Annotated in this window: 12 protein-coding genes; 3 read left to right on the top strand and 9 right to left on the bottom strand. The window is 65.7% G+C overall.

Annotated elements, in window-relative coordinates:
• Together RA25_RS19540 and RA25_RS19535 are read right to left on the bottom strand one after the other, a co-directional pair.
• Positions 1–4,308, bottom strand: a 4,308-nt coding sequence (locus RA25_RS19540; protein WP_039174579.1) for a type I polyketide synthase, incomplete at its 3' end; no start/stop codon positions are given.
• Positions 4,309–4,569: 261 nt separating this feature from the next.
• Positions 4,570–6,033 (bottom strand): membrane protein, encoded by a 1,464-nt coding sequence (locus tag RA25_RS19535; protein WP_039174576.1) that lies wholly within the window; start codon positions 6,031–6,033, stop codon positions 4,570–4,572.
• 193 nt (positions 6,034–6,226) lie between these two features.
• On the opposite strand from RA25_RS19535, the gene RA25_RS19530 reads away from it, so the two are divergent.
• Positions 6,227–6,979, top strand: coding sequence for a WecB/TagA/CpsF family glycosyltransferase (locus tag RA25_RS19530; RefSeq protein ID WP_039174575.1), 753 nt, complete (start codon positions 6,227–6,229; stop codon positions 6,977–6,979).
• A 7-nt stretch (positions 6,980–6,986) separates the two neighbouring features.
• Here RA25_RS19530 and RA25_RS19525 read toward each other — a convergent pair whose 3' ends face one another.
• The 4 genes from RA25_RS19525 to RA25_RS19510 form a co-directional block, all read right to left on the bottom strand.
• Positions 6,987–7,937 carry a glycosyltransferase gene (locus tag RA25_RS19525; protein WP_039174574.1) on the bottom strand — a complete coding sequence of 317 codons (951 nt, stop codon included), beginning with the start codon at positions 7,935–7,937 and terminating at the stop codon, positions 6,987–6,989.
• Positions 7,934–8,971, bottom strand: a complete 1,038-nt coding sequence (locus RA25_RS19520) for a glycosyltransferase family 2 protein (protein WP_241477450.1) — start codon at positions 8,969–8,971, stop codon at positions 7,934–7,936. Before RA25_RS19520 ends, RA25_RS19525 begins: the two co-directional genes overlap by 4 nt.
• Before the next feature lie 77 nt (positions 8,972–9,048).
• The gene (locus RA25_RS19515; RefSeq protein WP_039174572.1) at positions 9,049–12,678 is read right to left on the bottom strand and encodes a translocation/assembly module TamB domain-containing protein; all 3,630 of its coding nucleotides are present in this window, start codon (positions 12,676–12,678) and stop codon (positions 9,049–9,051) included.
• On the bottom strand, positions 12,675–14,477 hold the full coding sequence (locus RA25_RS19510; RefSeq protein ID WP_039174570.1) for an autotransporter assembly complex protein TamA: 1,803 nt from the start codon (positions 14,475–14,477) through the stop codon (positions 12,675–12,677). Before RA25_RS19510 ends, RA25_RS19515 begins: the two co-directional genes overlap by 4 nt.
• Before the next feature lie 472 nt (positions 14,478–14,949).
• Between RA25_RS19510 and RA25_RS19505 the strand changes: the two genes are divergently transcribed.
• Positions 14,950–15,216, top strand: coding sequence for a hypothetical protein (locus RA25_RS19505; RefSeq protein ID WP_019298136.1), 267 nt, complete (start codon positions 14,950–14,952; stop codon positions 15,214–15,216).
• Positions 15,217–15,282: 66 nt separating this feature from the next.
• Positions 15,283–15,891: a hypothetical protein gene (locus tag RA25_RS19500; protein ID WP_039174569.1), complete on the top strand. Its 609-nt coding sequence runs from the start codon at positions 15,283–15,285 to the stop codon at positions 15,889–15,891.
• Between the two features lie 51 nt (positions 15,892–15,942).
• Here RA25_RS19500 and RA25_RS19495 read toward each other — a convergent pair whose 3' ends face one another.
• The 3 genes from RA25_RS19495 to RA25_RS19485 form a co-directional block, all read right to left on the bottom strand.
• Positions 15,943–16,926: a type I glyceraldehyde-3-phosphate dehydrogenase gene (locus RA25_RS19495; RefSeq protein WP_039174567.1), complete on the bottom strand. Its 984-nt coding sequence runs from the start codon at positions 16,924–16,926 to the stop codon at positions 15,943–15,945.
• Between the two features lie 121 nt (positions 16,927–17,047).
• The gene (locus RA25_RS19490) at positions 17,048–17,359 is read right to left on the bottom strand and encodes a hypothetical protein (protein WP_241477449.1); all 312 of its coding nucleotides are present in this window, start codon (positions 17,357–17,359) and stop codon (positions 17,048–17,050) included.
• Positions 17,360–17,442: 83 nt separating this feature from the next.
• Positions 17,443–18,252, bottom strand: coding sequence for an IclR family transcriptional regulator domain-containing protein (locus RA25_RS19485; RefSeq protein WP_241477448.1), 810 nt, complete (start codon positions 18,250–18,252; stop codon positions 17,443–17,445).
• Positions 18,253–18,275: the final 23 nt, after the last annotated feature.

Here is an 18,275-nt window from a genome sequence, read left to right as displayed (position 1 = left end):
GCCGGTGCCGGGCACCAGCGCGGTGCCATCCTTGGTGCGGTGCTCATCCAGCAGCCAGTCCGCGGTTCTGAAGCCGGGGGTGAAGATGCGGTTTCCGGCGGCATCGAAAGCCTGCTGCAGCAGCAGCGGCTGCGGGCAGGGCTCGGGCGTGCTGGCGCCTGCGTTTGCGTTGCGGCCCGCCATGGCGTCAGCGGCCATGCCGGTGTCGGCCCAGACGCCCCAGTCCACCGCGATCACACGGGTCTGCCCGCCTGCGCGGTGCTTGGCCCAGGCGTTGAGGTATTCGTTGGCGGCGATGTAATCCACCTGCCCCGCAGGCCGGGTCACGGTGGAGGAGGAGGAGAACAGCACCATCAGCTCCAGACTGCCGTCCGGGAATACTGCATCCAGCGCCCGCAGCCCGCTGACCTTGGGAGCCAGAACCTGGCCGATCTGGTCCTCGTCCTTGGCCAGCAGCGGGCCGTCACTGATAACGCCGGCGCCGTGGATCACGCCGGTGACGGGGCCAAAGGCAGCTTCGGCCTGCTCCCGCGCTGCACGCAGGTCACCGCTGTTGCAGACGTCGGCGGATAGCGGCAGTACTGCACCCTTGCCTCCCGCCTCCAGCGCCATCACTGCGCGGATGCGCTGGGCGGTACGGTTGGCCGGGCTGTGGCTGGCCAGATACCGCTCCCAGGTCTCGCGCGGCGGCAGCCCGTCGCGGGAGATCAGCGAGACCTTGGCGGCGTAGCCGCGCATCAGGTGGCCTGCGATGGTCAGGCCGATGCCGCCATAGCCGCCGGTGATCAGGTAGTGGCCGCCCTGTTTGAAAGGCGGGGTTTCCGGCGCGGGCAGCGGCTGCGGGCGCCAGCTCAGCTCATAGCGTTTTTCGCCGCGCCAGGCGGCGGTGCTGCTGGCCGGCTCTGCCATCAGCTCTTCCAGCAAGCGGGAGGTGATACCGGCCTGCGCCGGATTGCGGCGGGCAAACAGGCCTTGCGGCGCCTGCGGCAGTTCAATGTCCACAGCCGAGCAGGTCAGCCCCGGCAGCTCGCGCGGGATCACGCCCAGGGGGCCTGCGATCATGGCCTTTTCCGGGTAGGGCAGCGCCTCGCCGTGTACCTGCGCGGCACCGGTGGTAAAGACCGTCAGATGCGCTGGACCGGGCAGATCGGTATTGCCCAGCTCCTGCGCCAGTGCGGTCAGGGAATGGAAGCCCATCTCAAGGTTGCGATCAAAGAAGGAGGAGCCGGGGCGGAAGCTCTCTCGCTCCGTCACCAGCCAGAAATGCGCGATGCGGTCCGGCAGCAGCCCGGCCTCTGCCAGATCAGCCAGCAGCGCGCCATAGGCGGCACGCCCCTGTTCCGGCGGCAGGATATAGGAAGCGGGTGAAAGCTGCGCATAGGTGTCGCCTGCGCGGACGCGCACAACGCTGTGGCCCGCTGCTTCCAGTCTTTCGGCAGCACGGGCCGAGTGGCCTGCCTCGTCCTCGAAAATCAGCCAGTTGTACGGCTCCTGCGCCAGCTCTTGCGCGACATCCAGCGCGCAATCTGCCAGCCGCTGGCGCCAGGCCGGGCGGTAGCCCCATTTGCTCAGATCGTCATGGCGCGCCGGGGTCTGGGCTTCTTCTTCGACCGCCGGTTTGCCGGGCTCGATGAAATAGCGGCTGCGCTGGAAGGCATAGCCGGGCAGGGGCAAGCGGTTGCGGCGCGCTTCGCCCCAGATCTGCGGCCAGTCGGCCTCCACCCCGCAGGCCCAAAGCCGGCCGATGACGCCGAAGAAATAGCTGTCGTCCATCACCTGGTGATCCGGGTGGCGCAGCGTGCTGAGCACTTGGCCCTGTTTCACCGCAGGCGACATCTGCGCCAAGGCGCTGAGGGCCTTGCCGGGGCCGACCTCCAGGAACACCCGGTCCGGGGTCTTGGCTAGGGTTTCGACGCAGTCGGCATAGCGCACGGTATTGCGCAGCTGGCCGACCCAGTAATCGGCGCTGGTGGCCTGTTCCGCGGTCAGGGCAGCGCCGGTGCGGTTCGAAATCACCGGCAGACCGGGTGCCGACAGGGTCAGCTTACGGATGAAATCGCCGTATTCCTGCAGTATGCCGTCCAGCATCCGCGAGTGGGCGGCGATGTCGATGGGGATGCGCCGGTGTTCTACCTCGCGGGCAGTCAGGTCGGCTGACAGCCTGTCCAGCGCCTCCTGCGGGCCGGAAACAGCTGTGAGCGACGGCGCGTTGACGCTGGCGATATCCAGATCATCGCCAATGATGGCCTCAACCTCAGCCAGGGGCAGGGCAATCGACAGCATCCCGCCCGCAGGCACGGTGTCGAACAGCCGTCCGCGCAAGAGGACCAGATCAATGCAGTCCTCAAAGGAGATGACGCCGGCCAGGCAGGCGGCGGTGTTCTCGCCCATCGAGTGGCCGACCAGTGCGGCAGGTTGCACGCCCCAGCTGACCCACAACTGCGCCAGCGCGTATTCGACGACCATGATCAGCGGCAGCTGCACCGAGGGCTGCTGGAGCTTGGCATTGGCGGCGTCCTCCTCACCGTCCTCCGGCAGCCAGATCGCGCGGATATCGTAGTCGAGACTCTGTTGCAGGTGATCCAGGCCGCGGTCCATCCAGTCGGCAAAGACTGGCTCAGTCTCGTAAAGGTCACGCGCCATGCCCGCATATTGCGCGCCGCCGCCGGGGAACATGAACACCACCTCAGGCGCGTCGCCCAGCCGGTCATGGGTGAAGACCTTGCGGGGGTCGTTTTCCTCAATCAGGTCAATGGCTTCGGAGGCGGTTTCCACCACCAGCACCCGGCGCTTGGCAAAGCCGCGGCGGCCTTCCTTGAGGGTATAGGCCACATCGGCCAGATCGGCCTCCGGGTTTGTCTTCAGGTACTCAGCCAGCGTTTGCGTATTGGCGTCCAGCGCCGCCTTGGACTGGCCGGACACGCAGAGGATCTGGAACGGAAAATCACTTTCTTCCGAGGCCGCGCGCGCCGGCGCTTCCTCCAGGATCACATGCGCATTGGTTCCGCCGACGCCCAAAGAGTTGATGCCGGCGCGCCGCGGCCCCTTATGCGGGGTCCACGGGGTGAGCTCCGCGTTCACGCGAAACGGCGAGGCTTCAAAATCAATCGCCGGGTTCGGGGCTTCAAATCCCAGCGAGGGCGGGATTTCCTTGTGGTGCAGCGCCAGCGCCGTCTTGGTGAGGCTGGCAACACCCGCCGCGGTGTCCAGATGGCCGATGTTGGTCTTGACCGAGCCGATGCGGCAAAAGCCGCTGTCCTGGGTTGTGGCCCGGTAGGCGTCAGTCAGGGCAGAGACTTCGATGGGGTCGCCCAGATAAGTGCCGGTGCCGTGGCATTCCACATAGTCGATGGTGTCCGCCGGGGTGCCCGCGGCCACCAGTGCCTTTTGCACCGCTGCCGACTGGCCGCCGACGGAAGGCGCGAGATAGCCCGCCTTGCCGGCGCCGTCGTTATTGATGGCAGAACCCTTAATGACAGCCCAGATGTGGTCGCCGTCGGCTATCGCATCCTCCAGCCTCCTCAGCGCCACTGCACCTGCCCCGGAGCCAAACACAGTCCCTTGCGCCCGGTGGTCGAAGGCGTGGCAATGGCCGTCGGGCGACAGGATCTCGTTTTCCTTGTAGAGATAGCCACGCCCCTGCGGCAGTTCGATGGTAACGCCGCCCGCCAGTGCCATGTCGCAGTCACCCTCGCGCAAGGCCCTGCAGGCGTAATGCACCGCCACCAGTGAGGTGGAGCAGGCGGTCTGCACGTTGACCGACGGCCCCTTGAGGTCGAATACATGGCTGACACGGGTCGACAGGAAATCCTTGTCATTGCCGGTATGGCGCAGCAGGAACATGCCCACGTCATCGACCAGCGCCGGGTTGGAGCAGATGTTGAAATAGAAATAGCTGCCCATGCCGCAGCCTGCATAAACCCCGATGGGGCCGCCGATGCTTTCCGGCGGATGGCCTGCGTTTTCCATCGCGCCCCAGGCGACCTCCAGGAATTTGCGGTGCTGCGGGTCAAGGATGGCGGCCTCTTTCGGGCTGAATCCGAAGAAGTCCGCATCAAACTCCTCAAACCCCTGCAGCCGTGCGGTGGCAGGCACATAATTCGGATCGGCCAGGACAGAGGCGCGTTCGCCGTTTGCCAGCAGCGTCTCGCGGTCCAGAACCTCAATCGATTCGATGCCAGCGCGCAGGTTCTGCCAGAACGCCTCAGCAGAACCGGCGCCGGGCACAGTTACCGACAGGCCGACAATGGCAATATCACCTGCATTATTCCCGGCGGCGCGCCCCGCTGCGGATGTCCGATCCTGCATCGTCAATACCTGACCCCACTGGCCTTTCGCAAACAGCCCGGCACGCCGCAGCCAATCCGCTTTGCGAAGATGGCAGGGCCCGCCGGACGGGTTTATTTTCGGGTGCCGGGGTTCTCCCCGGCTGCTGTCCCGGCCTGGCGGCTTGGATCCCCATCTGTTCCGCGGGGCCGGGTGAACTCAAATTTACTTTCGTCAATCCATGCGGCTGTCCTATGGACGCATTGTGTCAATTTCGGCCGGAAAAGCGGAAAGATTGCGGCATCACAGGATGCTGCGCTGCTTAGCCCCGGCGGTGTCAGGCAAAAGCGCCTGCGCCCCGCCAAATAGCGCGGGTTTCTTCTGGAACAAGCCCGGGTAGAGCAATCTCTCGGCGTAGCCCAGAACCGATCCGGCGCACATCCAGGTGATCGGGATCAGCGTGGCATTCAGCAGCATATCCACCATGGTGGCTGCCAGAATCAGCGCAATCGGGGCCGCGTAGGGCGATACGCTGCCCCGGGGCGCCCGGGCCGCGGCACGGGCCAGCAGCACCAGCGGGGCCGCCAGCAGGCCCATCTCGGCGATATAGCCAAGCCAGCCGAAAGTGCCGAACACGATGATCCAGCGGCCATCCGGGATCGACAGGATCTGCCCGGTTTCTTCGTGCCGCACCAGGTTGCGGCCCCAGCCGCCCCAGCCGAACCAGGGCTTTTCGGCGGCGCGCGCCAGCATCTGGGCTTCGTTCTCGAACCGGTAGTTCAGCGAATGCGCCCGTTCGGCGCTGATCGTGCTTGCCTGGGCCACCAATTCCTCTGTTGGCACCAGCCCGGCGTTGCGCAGCATCGGGTAGACCACCGCAATCAGGCCCAGCATTAGGGCCGCCCGCAGCTGCCAGCGCAGCGGCGCCAGTGCCACCACCGGCACAAAGGCCAGCGCATAGGCCAGCGAGGCGAGGCTTTTGCACAAAACCAGCACGGCGAACAGGTAGCCTGCGGCGAGCGCCAGCCGGACACGGTCCCCGCCCTTGGCGGCACGGGCAAGCGCGGTGGCCGCCAGCAGCGCCGACAGCATAAAAAACGCCAGCCACAGCGCATGGGGCAGGAACACGATGGGCCTAAAGCCGCCCTGGCGCATCATCTGGCTGAAGTCATGCTGGAAGAATCCGTAGATCCAGACGTTGATCTGCGGGCTGAAGCGGATCTCGATCAGCGACGGGATGGTATAGGCGAGGCCGCCGATCATCAGCGCCAGCAGCACCTCGCGCTGGGCCTCTGGCGTGGACAGGTACCGGCGCGCCAGCAGGAAAGGGATCAGCACGATCACCTGATTGATGATCACCGAACCCAGGTCGCGCCAGCGCAGGCCCGGCAGCTGATCGGTCAGGAAGATGATCGGGTCGGAATTGGCGATTTTGCGGAACAGGATCGGCTCGCCATTGGTCAAAACGGTGGGGATGACCCCGAACACAAACAGCAGAACCAGCACCCGCACCGCCGGGTGGCGCGGCAGCAGCGGCACCGGTTTGCGCAGCAGGAAGGCACACAGCACAAAGGCCATCACCGAGGGGATCGCGAACTTGTCCATGTCCGGCACCAGCGGCAGGTCGAACTCGGCCAGCGGCGGCAGCAGAAGATAGCCCGCGATGATGCACCAAAGGATCGCCCGTTCCAGCGGCAGGCGCCGGAACAGGATCAGGCTGGCCAGCGGCCAGGCCAGCAGCATCAGATAGGCCAAAGCGTTGGGCAAAGCCCCGTGCCCCCTCAATTCCCCGGTATTTGCGTCAAACTTTACCCGCTGCGGGCGGCGATGTCGCGCGGATTTGCAATATCGGGTTAACAGGATGCAGCTTTGCCACGGCGCAGGACCGGCTTGCGCATTGGTTCTGGTCTGCCGACGGTGGCGGCGGTATCAGATGGGCGGAAGTGAACCGGGGACGCCCATGTTTTTTGAAATCCACGGCCGCCGGGTTGCGGTGAACATTCCTGCGCGTGCGATGCTAGAGGCAGAAATTCTCGCCCGTTTCAAGGCGGGCCAAGGCTTTGCGCTGGCAACGGTGAACCTGGATCACCTGGTCAAGATGGAGGCGTCGGAGACGTTCCTGTCAGCCTATCAGGCGCAGGATCTGGTGGTGGCGGACGGGCGCCCCATCGTCTGGCTGTCCCGCCTTGCCCGCCGCCCGGTGGCTCTGATGCCAGGCTCCGACATGGTGGTGCCGCTCTGCCGCCTGGCGGCTGAGGCCAAGGTGCCGGTGGTGCTGGCGGGCAGCACGGAAGAGGCGTTGCAGGACGCTGAAAATGCGCTGACGGAGGCGGTGCCGGGGCTGCAGGTGGCTTGGACCCACGCCCCTTCCGGCCGCTTCGATCCGGAAGGGGAGGAGGCAGATCAGATCCTGCACCGGCTGGATGAAACCGGCCCCTGCCTGTGTTTCCTGGCGCTGGGTGCGCCCAAGCAGGAGCGGTTTGCCCAGCGCGGCCGCAAACTGTCGCCCGCGGCAGGCTTCGCCTCTGTCGGTGCCGGGCTGGACTTCCTTGGCGGCCATCAGAAACGCGCGCCCGCCTGGGTCCGCGCCATGGCGATGGAATGGCTTTGGCGGGCACTGTCGAGCCCCACGCGGCTGCTGCCGCGTTATGCCAAATGCCTGGCAATTCTGCCCGGGCTGACACTTAAGGCCTGTCGCATCCGGGCGCGCTGACGGCGGGCTACTTGTATTCTAGTATGCCGCGCGCAGAACCGCGCCAGCGGCGCCAGTAAAACTCCAGCGCGCCCGCAGCCTCAGCGAATTTTCCGAGCACCGAAAACAGAGCCTGTTCAAACCCCATGCGGCGGGACAAGCGCAGCACCTGGGCGGGGTAGATCAGTGCCGCCAGCAGCAGAGCAGGGCGGAGCAGCCCGGCCATCACGATGGCTGCTGGCAGGATGGCGCCCCACAGGAGGGCGCGCCGGGTCTCTGCCACCCAGTGCCGCTCCGGCCCGGTTCCATGCAAGGCGGCGCCTTCGGCAAAGGCATGGCCTGCGCGGCGGCTGCGGTTCCACCATTGCCCAAACCGCAGCATCTGCGCATCATGCAGGGTCATCTCAGCCTCCAGCCGCCAGACCTGCCAGCCCGCCCGGCGCAGCCGCAGGCACAGTTCCGGCTCCTCGCCGGCGATCAGCCCATCGCGGTAGCCGCCCGCGGTATAGACCGCCGCCACCCGCATCAGCGCGTCGCCACCGCAGGCCTTGGCCTCGCCAACGGGCGTGTCCCATTCCGCATCACACAGCCGGTTGTAGACGGACATCTCCGGGAACCGCTCCCGCCGCCGTCCGCAGGCCACCGCTGCCTTGGGATTTGCCTGCATGAAATCCGCGGCGGTGGCGATCCAGTCCGGGTTCACCTCGCAATCGCCATCCACGAATTGCACAAACTCGATCCCGGTCTCCAGCACCGCCAGCCCGGCGTTGCGGGCGCGGGCGGCTGTGAAGGGCTGGCTGAGGTCCAGGGCCACCACTTCCGCACCCATATCCCGCGCGGCAGCTGCGGACCCATCCGTGGAGCCGCTGTCGACATAGACCAGCTGCTGCACCTGGCCTCGCAGGGATTGCAAGCAGCGGATCAGCCGCTCTCCTTCGTTGCGGCCGATGACCACCGCGGCGATGGCGGCCGCGCTCATGCGGCCTCTCCGGCAAGAAAAGCCCGGTACGCGGGCGAGCTGCGCAAGAAGCCCCGGCGCTGCAGCTCTGAAATCCCCGCGCCCTCTACCGCGTCCGAAGACCACAGGCTCAGGTCCGGCTGCGTCTGCATTGCGCTGCTGCGCTGGCGGTCCTCGCCGTGTTCCGACACGGCCTCCGCCTGGCTCTGCAGATCCCGCGCCAGACTGTCGCCGGCAAATTTGTAGTGGCGGATCAGGCCTTCCAGATCTGCCACCCGCACACCTGACGAGGCATGCGGATGCGCTGCTGCCTGGACGCCAGGCCCGTTGAACACCAGCGGGTGCTTGCTGAGGCAGCAGTTTTCGCCAAACACCTTGCCGCGCACGCCGCCGAACAGCATCTGCGCGCCGCCGGGCGGCAGGGTGTTCTGGCGCAGGTGATAGGCAAAGCCGGTGTCGCCGGAGGTATAATCCACCGCCCGCACCGTGCTGATGTCAGAATACCGGAAGCTCTGCACCGCTTCGGCGTAAGACAGTCCGCGCGCCGCGGACAGCGGGCCTTTGGGGAACATTTCCAGCATTTCGGCCTGCAGAGCCGTGTACCCTTGCTGCGCCAGGTAGCGGGTCAGCCCGGCCAGCCCGGCGGTTTCGCTGCCTTCGAAATCGAACAGCTCATCCATGTCAGCAAACAGGCACCAGCGATCCTGGCCATAGCGTTCCGCTGCATAGGCGCGAAAGGTGTTTTCAAACTCCAGCCAGGGCAGGGGGGACTGCAGCACCGCAGTATCCGGCTCCTGCCGGATCCGTTCGATTGTGCCGTCAGCAGAGCCGTTGTCAAAAAACACAAACGCCGAGACACCAAGCCGCCGGTAGTGGTCAAAGAACACATCCAGGTAATAGGCGCCGTCGCGCACGAGGGCGATCAGAACCACCTGGTCCGGCGCAGCAAAACACCCCGCCGGCCCGTGCAGATGGCGCAGCGAGGCGCGGAATCTGACCCGGTGTGCCATGCGGTTGGCGCGGTCCGCCAGTTTCTGGGTGAGTGTTCTTCCCACAGCGTCCCCAATCTGCGGTTGCCCGGAATTCTGCTTGCAGCTTGCCGGCATATTCCCTCCGCTGCAAGCCCTGCCTGTCAGTAGTCCCGTTTGAAGAAAAGGCCGACGCCGGTTTCCCCTTCGCTGTCCACAGTGCCTTGAACCGTCAGGCTTTTGGTGACGTCCAGGTTGATGCTCAGTTCACTGTCGCCCTGGGTGTTGACGTTGAAATCAGTATAGACGTTCTCCGCCACATAGCCGCCCAGCCCCAGCTGTCCTGCGCCCAGGTTGTCGGTGCCGATGTCGACGTCATCCGCTCCGGTGGCTTGCCGTACCTTGCTCTGGGCGCCGCCGCCGCGCCCGCTGAGGGTCAGGGCAGAGCCCGCCAGCCGCGCTAGCGCCAGCGGTGAAATATCTCCGATGTTGTCGCCGAACAGCAGCAGTGCCAAGGCCTCTTCACTGGGGCGGGGCGGGTCGGAGGTCACCTTGATCTCCGGCGCGTCGACCCGGCCGGAAATTTCCAGCGTCGCGGTGCCCTGTTCGGTGGCGGCGGTGGATTTGAACTCCAGATAGGGTTTCAGGTCGCCCAAGAGGGTAATGCGGCCCTCGTCCAGCTCCAGCCGCCGGCCGAGGATATCGAAGGTGCCGCGGATCAGGCTGATCTGGCCGGAGGGGGAGGGCCGCGCGGTGGTGCCGCGCAGATGGATCTGGCCGCCCAGTTCCGAGCGCAACCCGCGGCCGCGGGCAAAGATCCGCGACGGCGCGCTGATCATGATGTCCAGGTCTGTTCTGCCAGAGCCGCCCGCGCCGCTGCTGCCGCTGCCGGTCAGCCCTGCGCGGGCAAGGGTCCGGCGCACCTCTTGCGGTGCGCCCACATGACGGATCGGCGGGATCGGCGCAGAGGATACGGAGCCGCCTGCGGTATTCAGGTTGATGCTGGTCTCGCCCACGTTGATCTGGCCTGCAATCCGGTTGCTGCCGGCCATGGCGCCGGACATCGCCAGGCTGCCGTTCAGCAGGGACTCATAGGACAGGTGGTCTGTCACCACCACGTCGCCAATCGCGATCTGCAGGTTTCCGTTGAATGGCGGCAGCAGCCCGACCGGGCCGCTGATCTGTACCGTGCCGCCGTCGCGCGGGCGGGCCGAGACTTGCACTTGCGCATTGGAGCGGGCAATGGAGACCGTGGCGTTGATATCGTCCACCCGCTGCGCCGCGGCCGGGATGGCAAGCGACGCGCTTGGCACGGAGATGGTGCCGCTGACCCCGTCCAGCGCCGGAACCCCGCGCAGTGCCATGTCGAAATTCGCAGGCCCTTGCACGAGGTTGGGAGAGATGAATGGGTTCAGGCCTTCCAGCCGCAGGGTGCCCTTGGCCGTCACATCGGCAGTGCCCTTCGCCTCGTTCCAGCTGCCCTCGATGCGGCTGTCGATGCCGGCCGGGCCGCTGGCGGTGCTGTCTACGGTCCAGGTGCCGTCGCGCCGGGTTGCGGTGCCAGTGGCGGCCAGCCGGCCGGGAAGGTCTGGCACCAGCCGCTGCAGCTCTGCCATCACTGCGTCGAACTTCAGATCGGTGCTGCCGTTGCTTTCCGTGAAGCGGGCTTCGGTCTCTACCGAAATACCCGCCGGCCCTTCGGCTTGGACGGTTGCCTGCCATTCGCCGCTGCGCCGTTCCGCCATGCCTTCGGCGCTGAGCCGGCCCGCGAGCTGCGGCACAAAGCGTTCCAGCTCGTTCCAGGCTGCCGCAAAGGTGAAATCAGCGTCCCCCTCAAGCGTCACCGACCCGTCCAGCTTGGCGCTGGAGGTATGCGGCCCCTTCAGCTCCGCCACGCCGCTGAAGGTATCGCCGGTGCGGCTGAGGGTGGTTGCCAGCTCCAGCGTGCCGGGCGCTTGCGGTACCAGAACCTCCAGCCGGTTCAGACGGGCCGTGATGTCCAGCTGGCCGGACTGGTTGCTGAGCGTGCCTGCCGCAGCGGCTTCCAGCGCGCTGCCAGCCAGGGCAAAACGGTCGATGGCAATGCCGTTTTCATCCCGCGCCGCCTTAAGGGCGACGGTGGTGGTGCCTGCCAGCAGCTCATCCGCCTGGGCGATGCCCGCTGACAAGTCCTGCGCCTGCACTGAAAGATCGGTGTCGAACCCGCCGGTCAGCGGGATGAAGGATCCCTTGACCACGGCCTGAACCGCACCGCCCAGCGGGCGGCCCGCCAGCTCGGAAAAACGGCCAAGATCCGCAGCACCCGCCGTCAGGTCTGCGGTGACTTTCAACCCCTCTTCCAGACCATCAAAGGCGACATCGCCTGCGGCCTGGTAGTCGCTGCCGCGCAGCTCCATATCCGTGATATGCAGCGCACCGGGGCCGTCAGTGCTGAGCGTGCCTTCAAAGCGGATTTCGTTGCCGGTCGCTTTGGCCAATGCCGGGTCGCGCGGCTGGAAGCCGCTGAGGCCGGCCGTCAGACGGCCTTCCAGCGCAAAGCCGCTGCTCTGATCCAAGGTGCCGCGGCCCAGAATTTCGGCGGTATCCACCAGCGCGCCTGGATGGCTCAGCTGATTGAGCACCCCGTCCAGCACCCAGCGGCCTTCGAGCGTCTTCTGCAGCTGCAGGTCGGCCTTGGCCAGCGTGGTCTGGCCGTCGCTGGTTGGCAGCGTGACCGCAGCCTGGCCTGCGGGCGGGGAGATCGCGGTCTTCAGGTTGGCGGTGGCCAGCTTGCCGCCCGCATCCAGCGCTGCGGCGCCGGTGATCCGAAGGGCATTGGTGTGCAGGACCAGCGTATCCAGCGTTACGGCGCCGCTGCCCTCGCGCAGGCCTTTGACGTTCAGGCGCAGGCCGGGGCCAAAGAACGGGCGGTGCACCGGCGGCAGCAGCACGTCGATATTGCCGCCCAGGTCGGCAGAAAACCCGATGTCGCGCGGGGTTTCGGGGGCGGCATCCTCAGGCAAGGGGCGGGCCGCCAGCACCACCTGGCCGCCAAGGCGTTCGGTGCCATTGGTGCTGAAGGCGATATCCGCGGTGAAATCCGTGACCGGCCCGGTGCCCTTGGCGGTCAGCTGCAAGTCGGGGTTGCCCGGCAGATTCAGCCCGCGCGAGATCAGCCCGCCCGCGGCCTCATCCACCGAAAGGTCCAGGGAAATCTGCTGGGTTTCATTGGCATATCCGGCTTCCAGCCGGATGTGGTCGCCGGGCTTGTCCAGCCGTGCGGCCTCCAGCTTGGTGTCCAGCGCCCCGTCCGCCAGTTTCAGCGTGCCTTCGACCCGCAGGCTGGCGGCTGTTCCGGTCAGGTCCTCGCCCAGCTCAATCCGGGCCGCCTTGATCTGGCCCAGTTCGATGGCCACCGGCAATTCCGGCAGTGCAAAGGGCGTGGTCTCTGCCTCCGGCAGCTCCGGGTCCGGCGGCAGCGGCTCCGGTGCGCGCTCCACTGCAATGCGCTCCGCCGAAAGCTCATTGACCGAGAACCGCCCGCGCAGCAAATCCAGCCGGTTCCAGTCCAGCACCGCACCCTCGACGGTCAGCCAGATGCCTTTCTCGTCGGCTACGGTGATCTTCTTGATCTTGGCTTCAGAGGAAAATGCGCCTTCCAGCCCCGATACGCTGATATAGCGGCTGTCGCCGGACAGGGTGTCCTCCAGGAAGTCGACCAGCAGCCCGCCAGCATCTTCCTCGGTGGTTTCCTGCGCCGCAGCAGGCAGTGCCGTCAGGCCCAATGCGAGCGTATAGCCAAGAACCTGTCTCAAAACGCCTGTCCTATCCCGATATAGAATTGCAGCCCGTCCTCGGACCCGCCGTCCACCGGATAGGCAAGGTCGAGCCGGATCGGGCCGATCCCGGCCACATCATAGCGCACACCGATGCCCGCGCCTGCATGGCGTGCTGATGAACCGGAAACGAAACTGTCCGCATCGACAAAGCCGAGGTCGTAGAAACCGACCAGCGAGATCTTGTCAGTGACCTTGCCGCGAACTTCGGCAGACAGGGCGGCAAAGCTGCGCCCGCCCGCGGTGCCGCCATTCGCTGGCACGCCCAGCGACTGGTATTCATGCCCGCGCACGGTGCCCGCACCGCCAGAGAAGAACAGCAGCGTGGGGGAGACCTCACTCAGTGAAGGGCCCACCACGGACCCCAGCTGCAAGCGGCCTGCCAGCACGATCCGGTCGTCAGCGCCCAATCCATAATAGGCGCGCCCGTCGCCTTTCATCTGCAAGCCGGACTTGCTGCCGCCAAAACCGATGAAAGGCGTGGCAGTCCCTTGCAGGAAATAGCCGTCGGTGGGGTTCACCCGGCTGTCGCGGGCGTCATATTCGGCCCGGAACCTGCCTGCCACGTATTTGAACCTGCGTTTGCCGAACACGTCCTCAGCCAGGGTAGAGGACACGCCCAGCGCGGCTTCAGCATAAAACGTCTCCGAAAACGTCCGCCGCGCGCCGATGGCGCCATAGACGCGGGTGGCTGTGTAATGCTCCTCGTCCAGCCGCTCGGCTTCTGCAAGATAGAAGATCAGGTCGTCCGGCCCCAGTTTCGCGGGCCGGTCCAGCCGCACTGCGACGCGGCCGTCGATGTCGTTGCTGCTGCCGATGCCGCTGATGCGCGCTTCGATCCGCAGCTTCTCGGCGTTGCCGAACAGGTTGCGGTGCATCCAGCTGCCCGACAGCTCCAGTCCGTCGGAGGAGCTGACCTCGGCGCCAAAGGTCAGGCGGCGCTGTGGTAAGTCTTCCACCTGCGCCACAAAGTCCAGTGTGCCGTCCGGATTGGGATGCTCCGCTTCACGCAGAACCACGCTGGAAAACGTGCCGGTGCGGCGCAGCCTTGTGGCGGACTTGGAGATCAGATCGGGGTGGAACTCCTCCCCCGCCGGGAAACCCGCAATGCGGCGGATCGCATCCTGGCTCACGGCTGTGTCGCCGGTGATCCGCATCTGCCCGAACCGCAGCTTTGGTCCCGGCGCCAGCCGCAGCTGGGCATCCAGCCGCGCCTGCAGGTGGTTGGCGGTGATATTCTGCTCCGCCACATCCGCCTTGGCATGGCCGCTGCGGCGCCACGCCCGGACGCCGGCAATGGCCGCATCGCGGATCACCCCGGTGCCGGCGGGCTTGCCGGGGGCAAAGCCCTCGGGGATCTCCACATCGCTGTTCTGCGGGAACGGTGCCAGCTCCGCCTTGCCAAAGGCAAACTGCGGGCCAGGTTGCACGGTGATTTCCACCGTTTTTACGCTCCTTGGCGGGTTCAATGGCTGGATCTGCGCCGCTTCACGTCCGTCCAGGCGGATGCTTACCACCGGCGAGAAATGCCCGGCATCATACAGCACCTGCACCAGCGTGCGGTAATCTGACAGCGCCGCCGCCAGCAGTTCCTGCACATTGGTTTCGCCGCTGGCCGCGACCGAGGCGGAGGAGTCGCGCAATTTTTCCGTCAGGGCCTGATCTGCACCGGGCGCCTGCAGCGTTGCTTCGGCGGCGCTGGCCTGCAGCGGCAGCAGGGTCTGAAGGCTGAAGGCTAAAGCGTACGCCAAGGGGCGGGGGCGGAAAGGAAAATTCATGTCTGCTCCGGCAGCGGGCGTAAAAATCCGCCTGGACCCGAACAGGGGCACAGGCGCCTTGAAGGTGAGCCTAGCACGGGAAAATTGCCGGATGGAACCGGCAAAGCGGCGGCAATCCGCCGGCCCCGCGCGATGGCGGATTGCCGCGCATTGCCCCGTGTTACCGGCCTCGCGGGCAATGAGGATTGGCAAGCCAAAGGAGGTGTGTGATAGATTAAACCAGCTCCGGCGGGCATGCCCGTCGGAGCTGTCACTGTTTAACAAAGAACAAAAGTAACGTCAGGCGCAGCCACCACTCACAAAGCAGCCAGCCTGACTGGAATGATACCACGCATGATTTTACTGTCCATATAATTGTCAGTTTGATAAAGTTGCGTGGTATCATTTCTCCCGGGACAGGCCGGGATGCAGGTGTTGAGGACCCAGGAGAGCGGTTTTGGACCGGTTAAGACCAATATTCGAACTTCGCGACATGCTTCACCAGATGGAGCGTGACCTTGGACTGGACAGCCTGAGCCGGTCGGAACGCGATGTGCTGCTGGCGGCAAATGCGCTGACAAGGACGCCGGGTGAGCCGGTACAATCCGAACAGATCCGCAATCACCGGCTGGTCCAGGGGCTGGCCCAGGCCACATTCCACCGCACGCTGAAATCGCTGCTCGAGCTGGGACTGATCAAACGGGCCGGCGGCAGCAAGGCCAAGCACTATGTGGTGAGCTTCGATTCTGCGGCAAAGTGACGGCGCTGCGTCATTCATACATTCCACGGATTGCAGGTTTCTCCGCTCCTGTCTAAAGGGAGCGGCATGAGACGAGTTTTTCAGCTGTTTGCTGGCCTTCAAAGTTTTGCGGTGATCACGGCCGCCTATGTTATCTGCCACGGGCTGACCGCCTGGGTGGTCACACCTGTGCAGGGTCTGTTCCTGCCGGAGGTGACGGTCTTTGCCAGCCTGGTCTACCTGCCGCACGGGGTGCGGGTGCTGGCGGTCTGGCTGCTGGGCTGGCGGGCGGTTCTGCCGCTGGCCGCAGGCGCTTTCCTCTCTGAATTGATATTCACCGACGCCGGTGTGCGGCAGGTTATGGAATCAGTGCTGCTGCAATCCATCGCTGTCAGTGCGGTTTCAGCCTTTGCGGCTTTTGAAATTGCCAGGATGTTCGGGTGGAACCTGTACGCCGGCCAGCAGCGGCGGATTGCCTGGTCCAGCCTGCTGGCGGTTGGCGCGCTGGCCTCCCTGATCAATTCGTCGGGGCAGTCGGTGGTCTTCTCCGGCCTGATCTTTCCCGGCGATCAGCTGCCGGTGATGGCGGTCTATGCCGCCGGCGATCTGATTGGCCTGGCCGTTTGCATGCTGGCGCTGACGCTGATCTTCCGCTGGATCCGTCTGGCAGGCAAACGGCGCTGCCCGCAGGAATAGCAAAGCCCGCCGGCGGCGGGCTTGCAGCAAGGGCAGTGCAAAGCGTCCGGTCTACCCGGCCATCAGCCGCGCCACATCCAGCATCCGTGCCGAAAAGCCCCATTCATTGTCATACCAGCCGAACACCCGCACCTGGGCGTCCCCGGCCATGCGGGTTTCCGGCCCGGCAATCACCAGCGATTCCGGCCGCGCCCTGAGGTCGGAGGACACCAGCGGCATATCGGTCCAGCCCAGCACCTTTGACGCGGCAACGCCCTCGCGCAGTGCAGCAGTGAACTCTGCCTCGTTCATCGGGGTTTTCAGATGTGCGACCAGATCAATGGCAGACACGCTGGCCGTCGGCACCCGCACTGCCGCGCCGCTCACACGGCCTTTCAGATGCGGCAGCACTTCGTCGATCAAATGCATGGCAGAGGTGGTGGTCGGCACCATCGACTGCGCACCGCCGCGCGAGCGCGCGAAATCGCCGCGCGGCGCGTCCACCATCGGCTGCGAGTTGGTGTAGCAATGGATTGTGGTCATATGCGCGGTGTCGATCCCGGCGATCCCGTCCAGCAGCTTGACCAGCGGCGTCAGCCCGTTGGTGGTGCAGGAGGCATTGGAGACGATCCGCGCATCGCCCAGCGTCTCCTCGTTTGCACCCAGCACCACGGTCAGCTCCGCCGCGGGGGAGGGGCCGGAGATCAGTACCTTGGCAGCGCCCGCTTTCAATCCGCGTTCCGCCACATCGGACGTTCGTGCAATGCCGGTGCATTCCAGGACCAGATCGACCCCGGACAGATCCACCTTGGTTAAATCGGGCTCGTGGCTCACCGGGATGGACCGCCCCATCACCTGCAGCGCGTCATCGCAATGCTCTACCGGATGGGCAAAAGGTCCAAAGGTGCTGTCGTACTGAAACAGATAGGCGCACATGTCCAAGGGCGCGATATCATTGATCCGCACCACTTCGATGCCGTCTCCGCGCGAGGTGGTCAGAATCTGGCGCAGGATGGCGCGGCCGATGCGGCCGAATCCGTTGATAGCAAGTTTCATGCGCAATCTATGGCAGGCGCTCCGGCACCGCTCAATCCATGGGCTCCCGGAAAATGATCACATTTCCCAAGAGGATGTTTCAGAAAAACGCTGCTAAACCGCACAAGCGTCAGGGGAGTGCCTATTTGCGGCAGATCACCTGGGCGTAATAGGTGCCGGTGATGTTGCGCACCATCGTGTCCAAGTTGACGCTGCAGCCGGTGGCGGTGCGAATGGCCCGGACCGCCTGGCGCGCGGTCAGCACCGCGGGCGGGCGGAAGGCCAGATGCTCCCGGTTGGTGCGGGTGGCGCTGTAGCGGCCCGGGGCGTCTTCCACCGGGGCCACCACCCAATCGCGGCCCAGCACGGTGACCTGCTTGCCTTCCACGCCCTTGGCGCCTGCAGCCGGGGCCAGCGCGGCGCAGAGGGCCGCTGCCAATGCAGTCTGTTTCATCATCGAAATGCTCCTGCGGAAATCACTGGCCTCAGCCTAACGCAGGGCAGGGGCTTTGCAAGGTGCTGCTTAGGGTCAGGACCCTAAAGGTGATCCACCGCTTCCGCCTGGCGCAGCTCTGCCGCGCACAGCTGCAGCCCGCGCAGCAGCCGCTCGGCATCCGCCTCCGGCTGCTGGCCCCGCGGCGCAGAGCACCCAGCCACAATCGGCGTCCGGCCGGGCCGCGACACCGGCACCGCATAGCCGGTGATCCCTGCCTCGAATTCGCTGTCCGTCAGGCAATACCCTTGCGCGCGGGCTTCACCCACGCGGTCCAGAATGGCAGCGGGATCGGTCAGGGAGGCCTCGGTGTGGCGCGGCAGGTCCGTTTCCGCCAGCCCCGCCGCTGCCTCTTCCTCCGGCAGCCCGGCCAGCAGCATCCGCCCCAGGCTGGTGTGGGCCAGCGGAATATGCGACCCAGCGGTGAAGCCATAGGTGATATGACCGTGCTCGACAGTGGATTGCGCCAGCAGCAGCACCCGGCCCTGATCCAGCATCGCCAGCGTCACCTCGATCTGCATCTGCCGGGCGTGGCGGTTCAGAACCGGCTGCACCCGGCGGCCGAACTGGTTGGCCTGCAGGAACCCGCCCGCCAGCGCCAGCACCCGCGGCGTCAAGGACAGCATCCGACCGTCCTGGCGCAGATAGCCCGCCTGCACCAGCGTCAGCGCGCCCCTGCGGGCGGTGGCGCGGTCCTGGCCGCTGCGCCGGGCAATCTCTGCCAGGGTCATGCTGGGAGTCTCTGCGTCAAACACCGCCAGAACCGCCAGCCCCTTGGCAAAGCTCGACGAAATATTCCTGTCCTGATCTGCCGCTGTCATTACCTGGCCGTCCCGTTCTGATCCTGTAGTCACCGCTGGCTGCAGCAGTTTTGTGC

This window comes from Leisingera sp. ANG-S5 (genome assembly GCF_000813925.1).
GTDB lineage: Bacteria > Pseudomonadota > Alphaproteobacteria > Rhodobacterales > Rhodobacteraceae > Leisingera.
The sequence above is the reverse complement of the archived record's forward strand: the minus strand, read 5'-3'. Positions and strand labels throughout refer to the sequence as shown.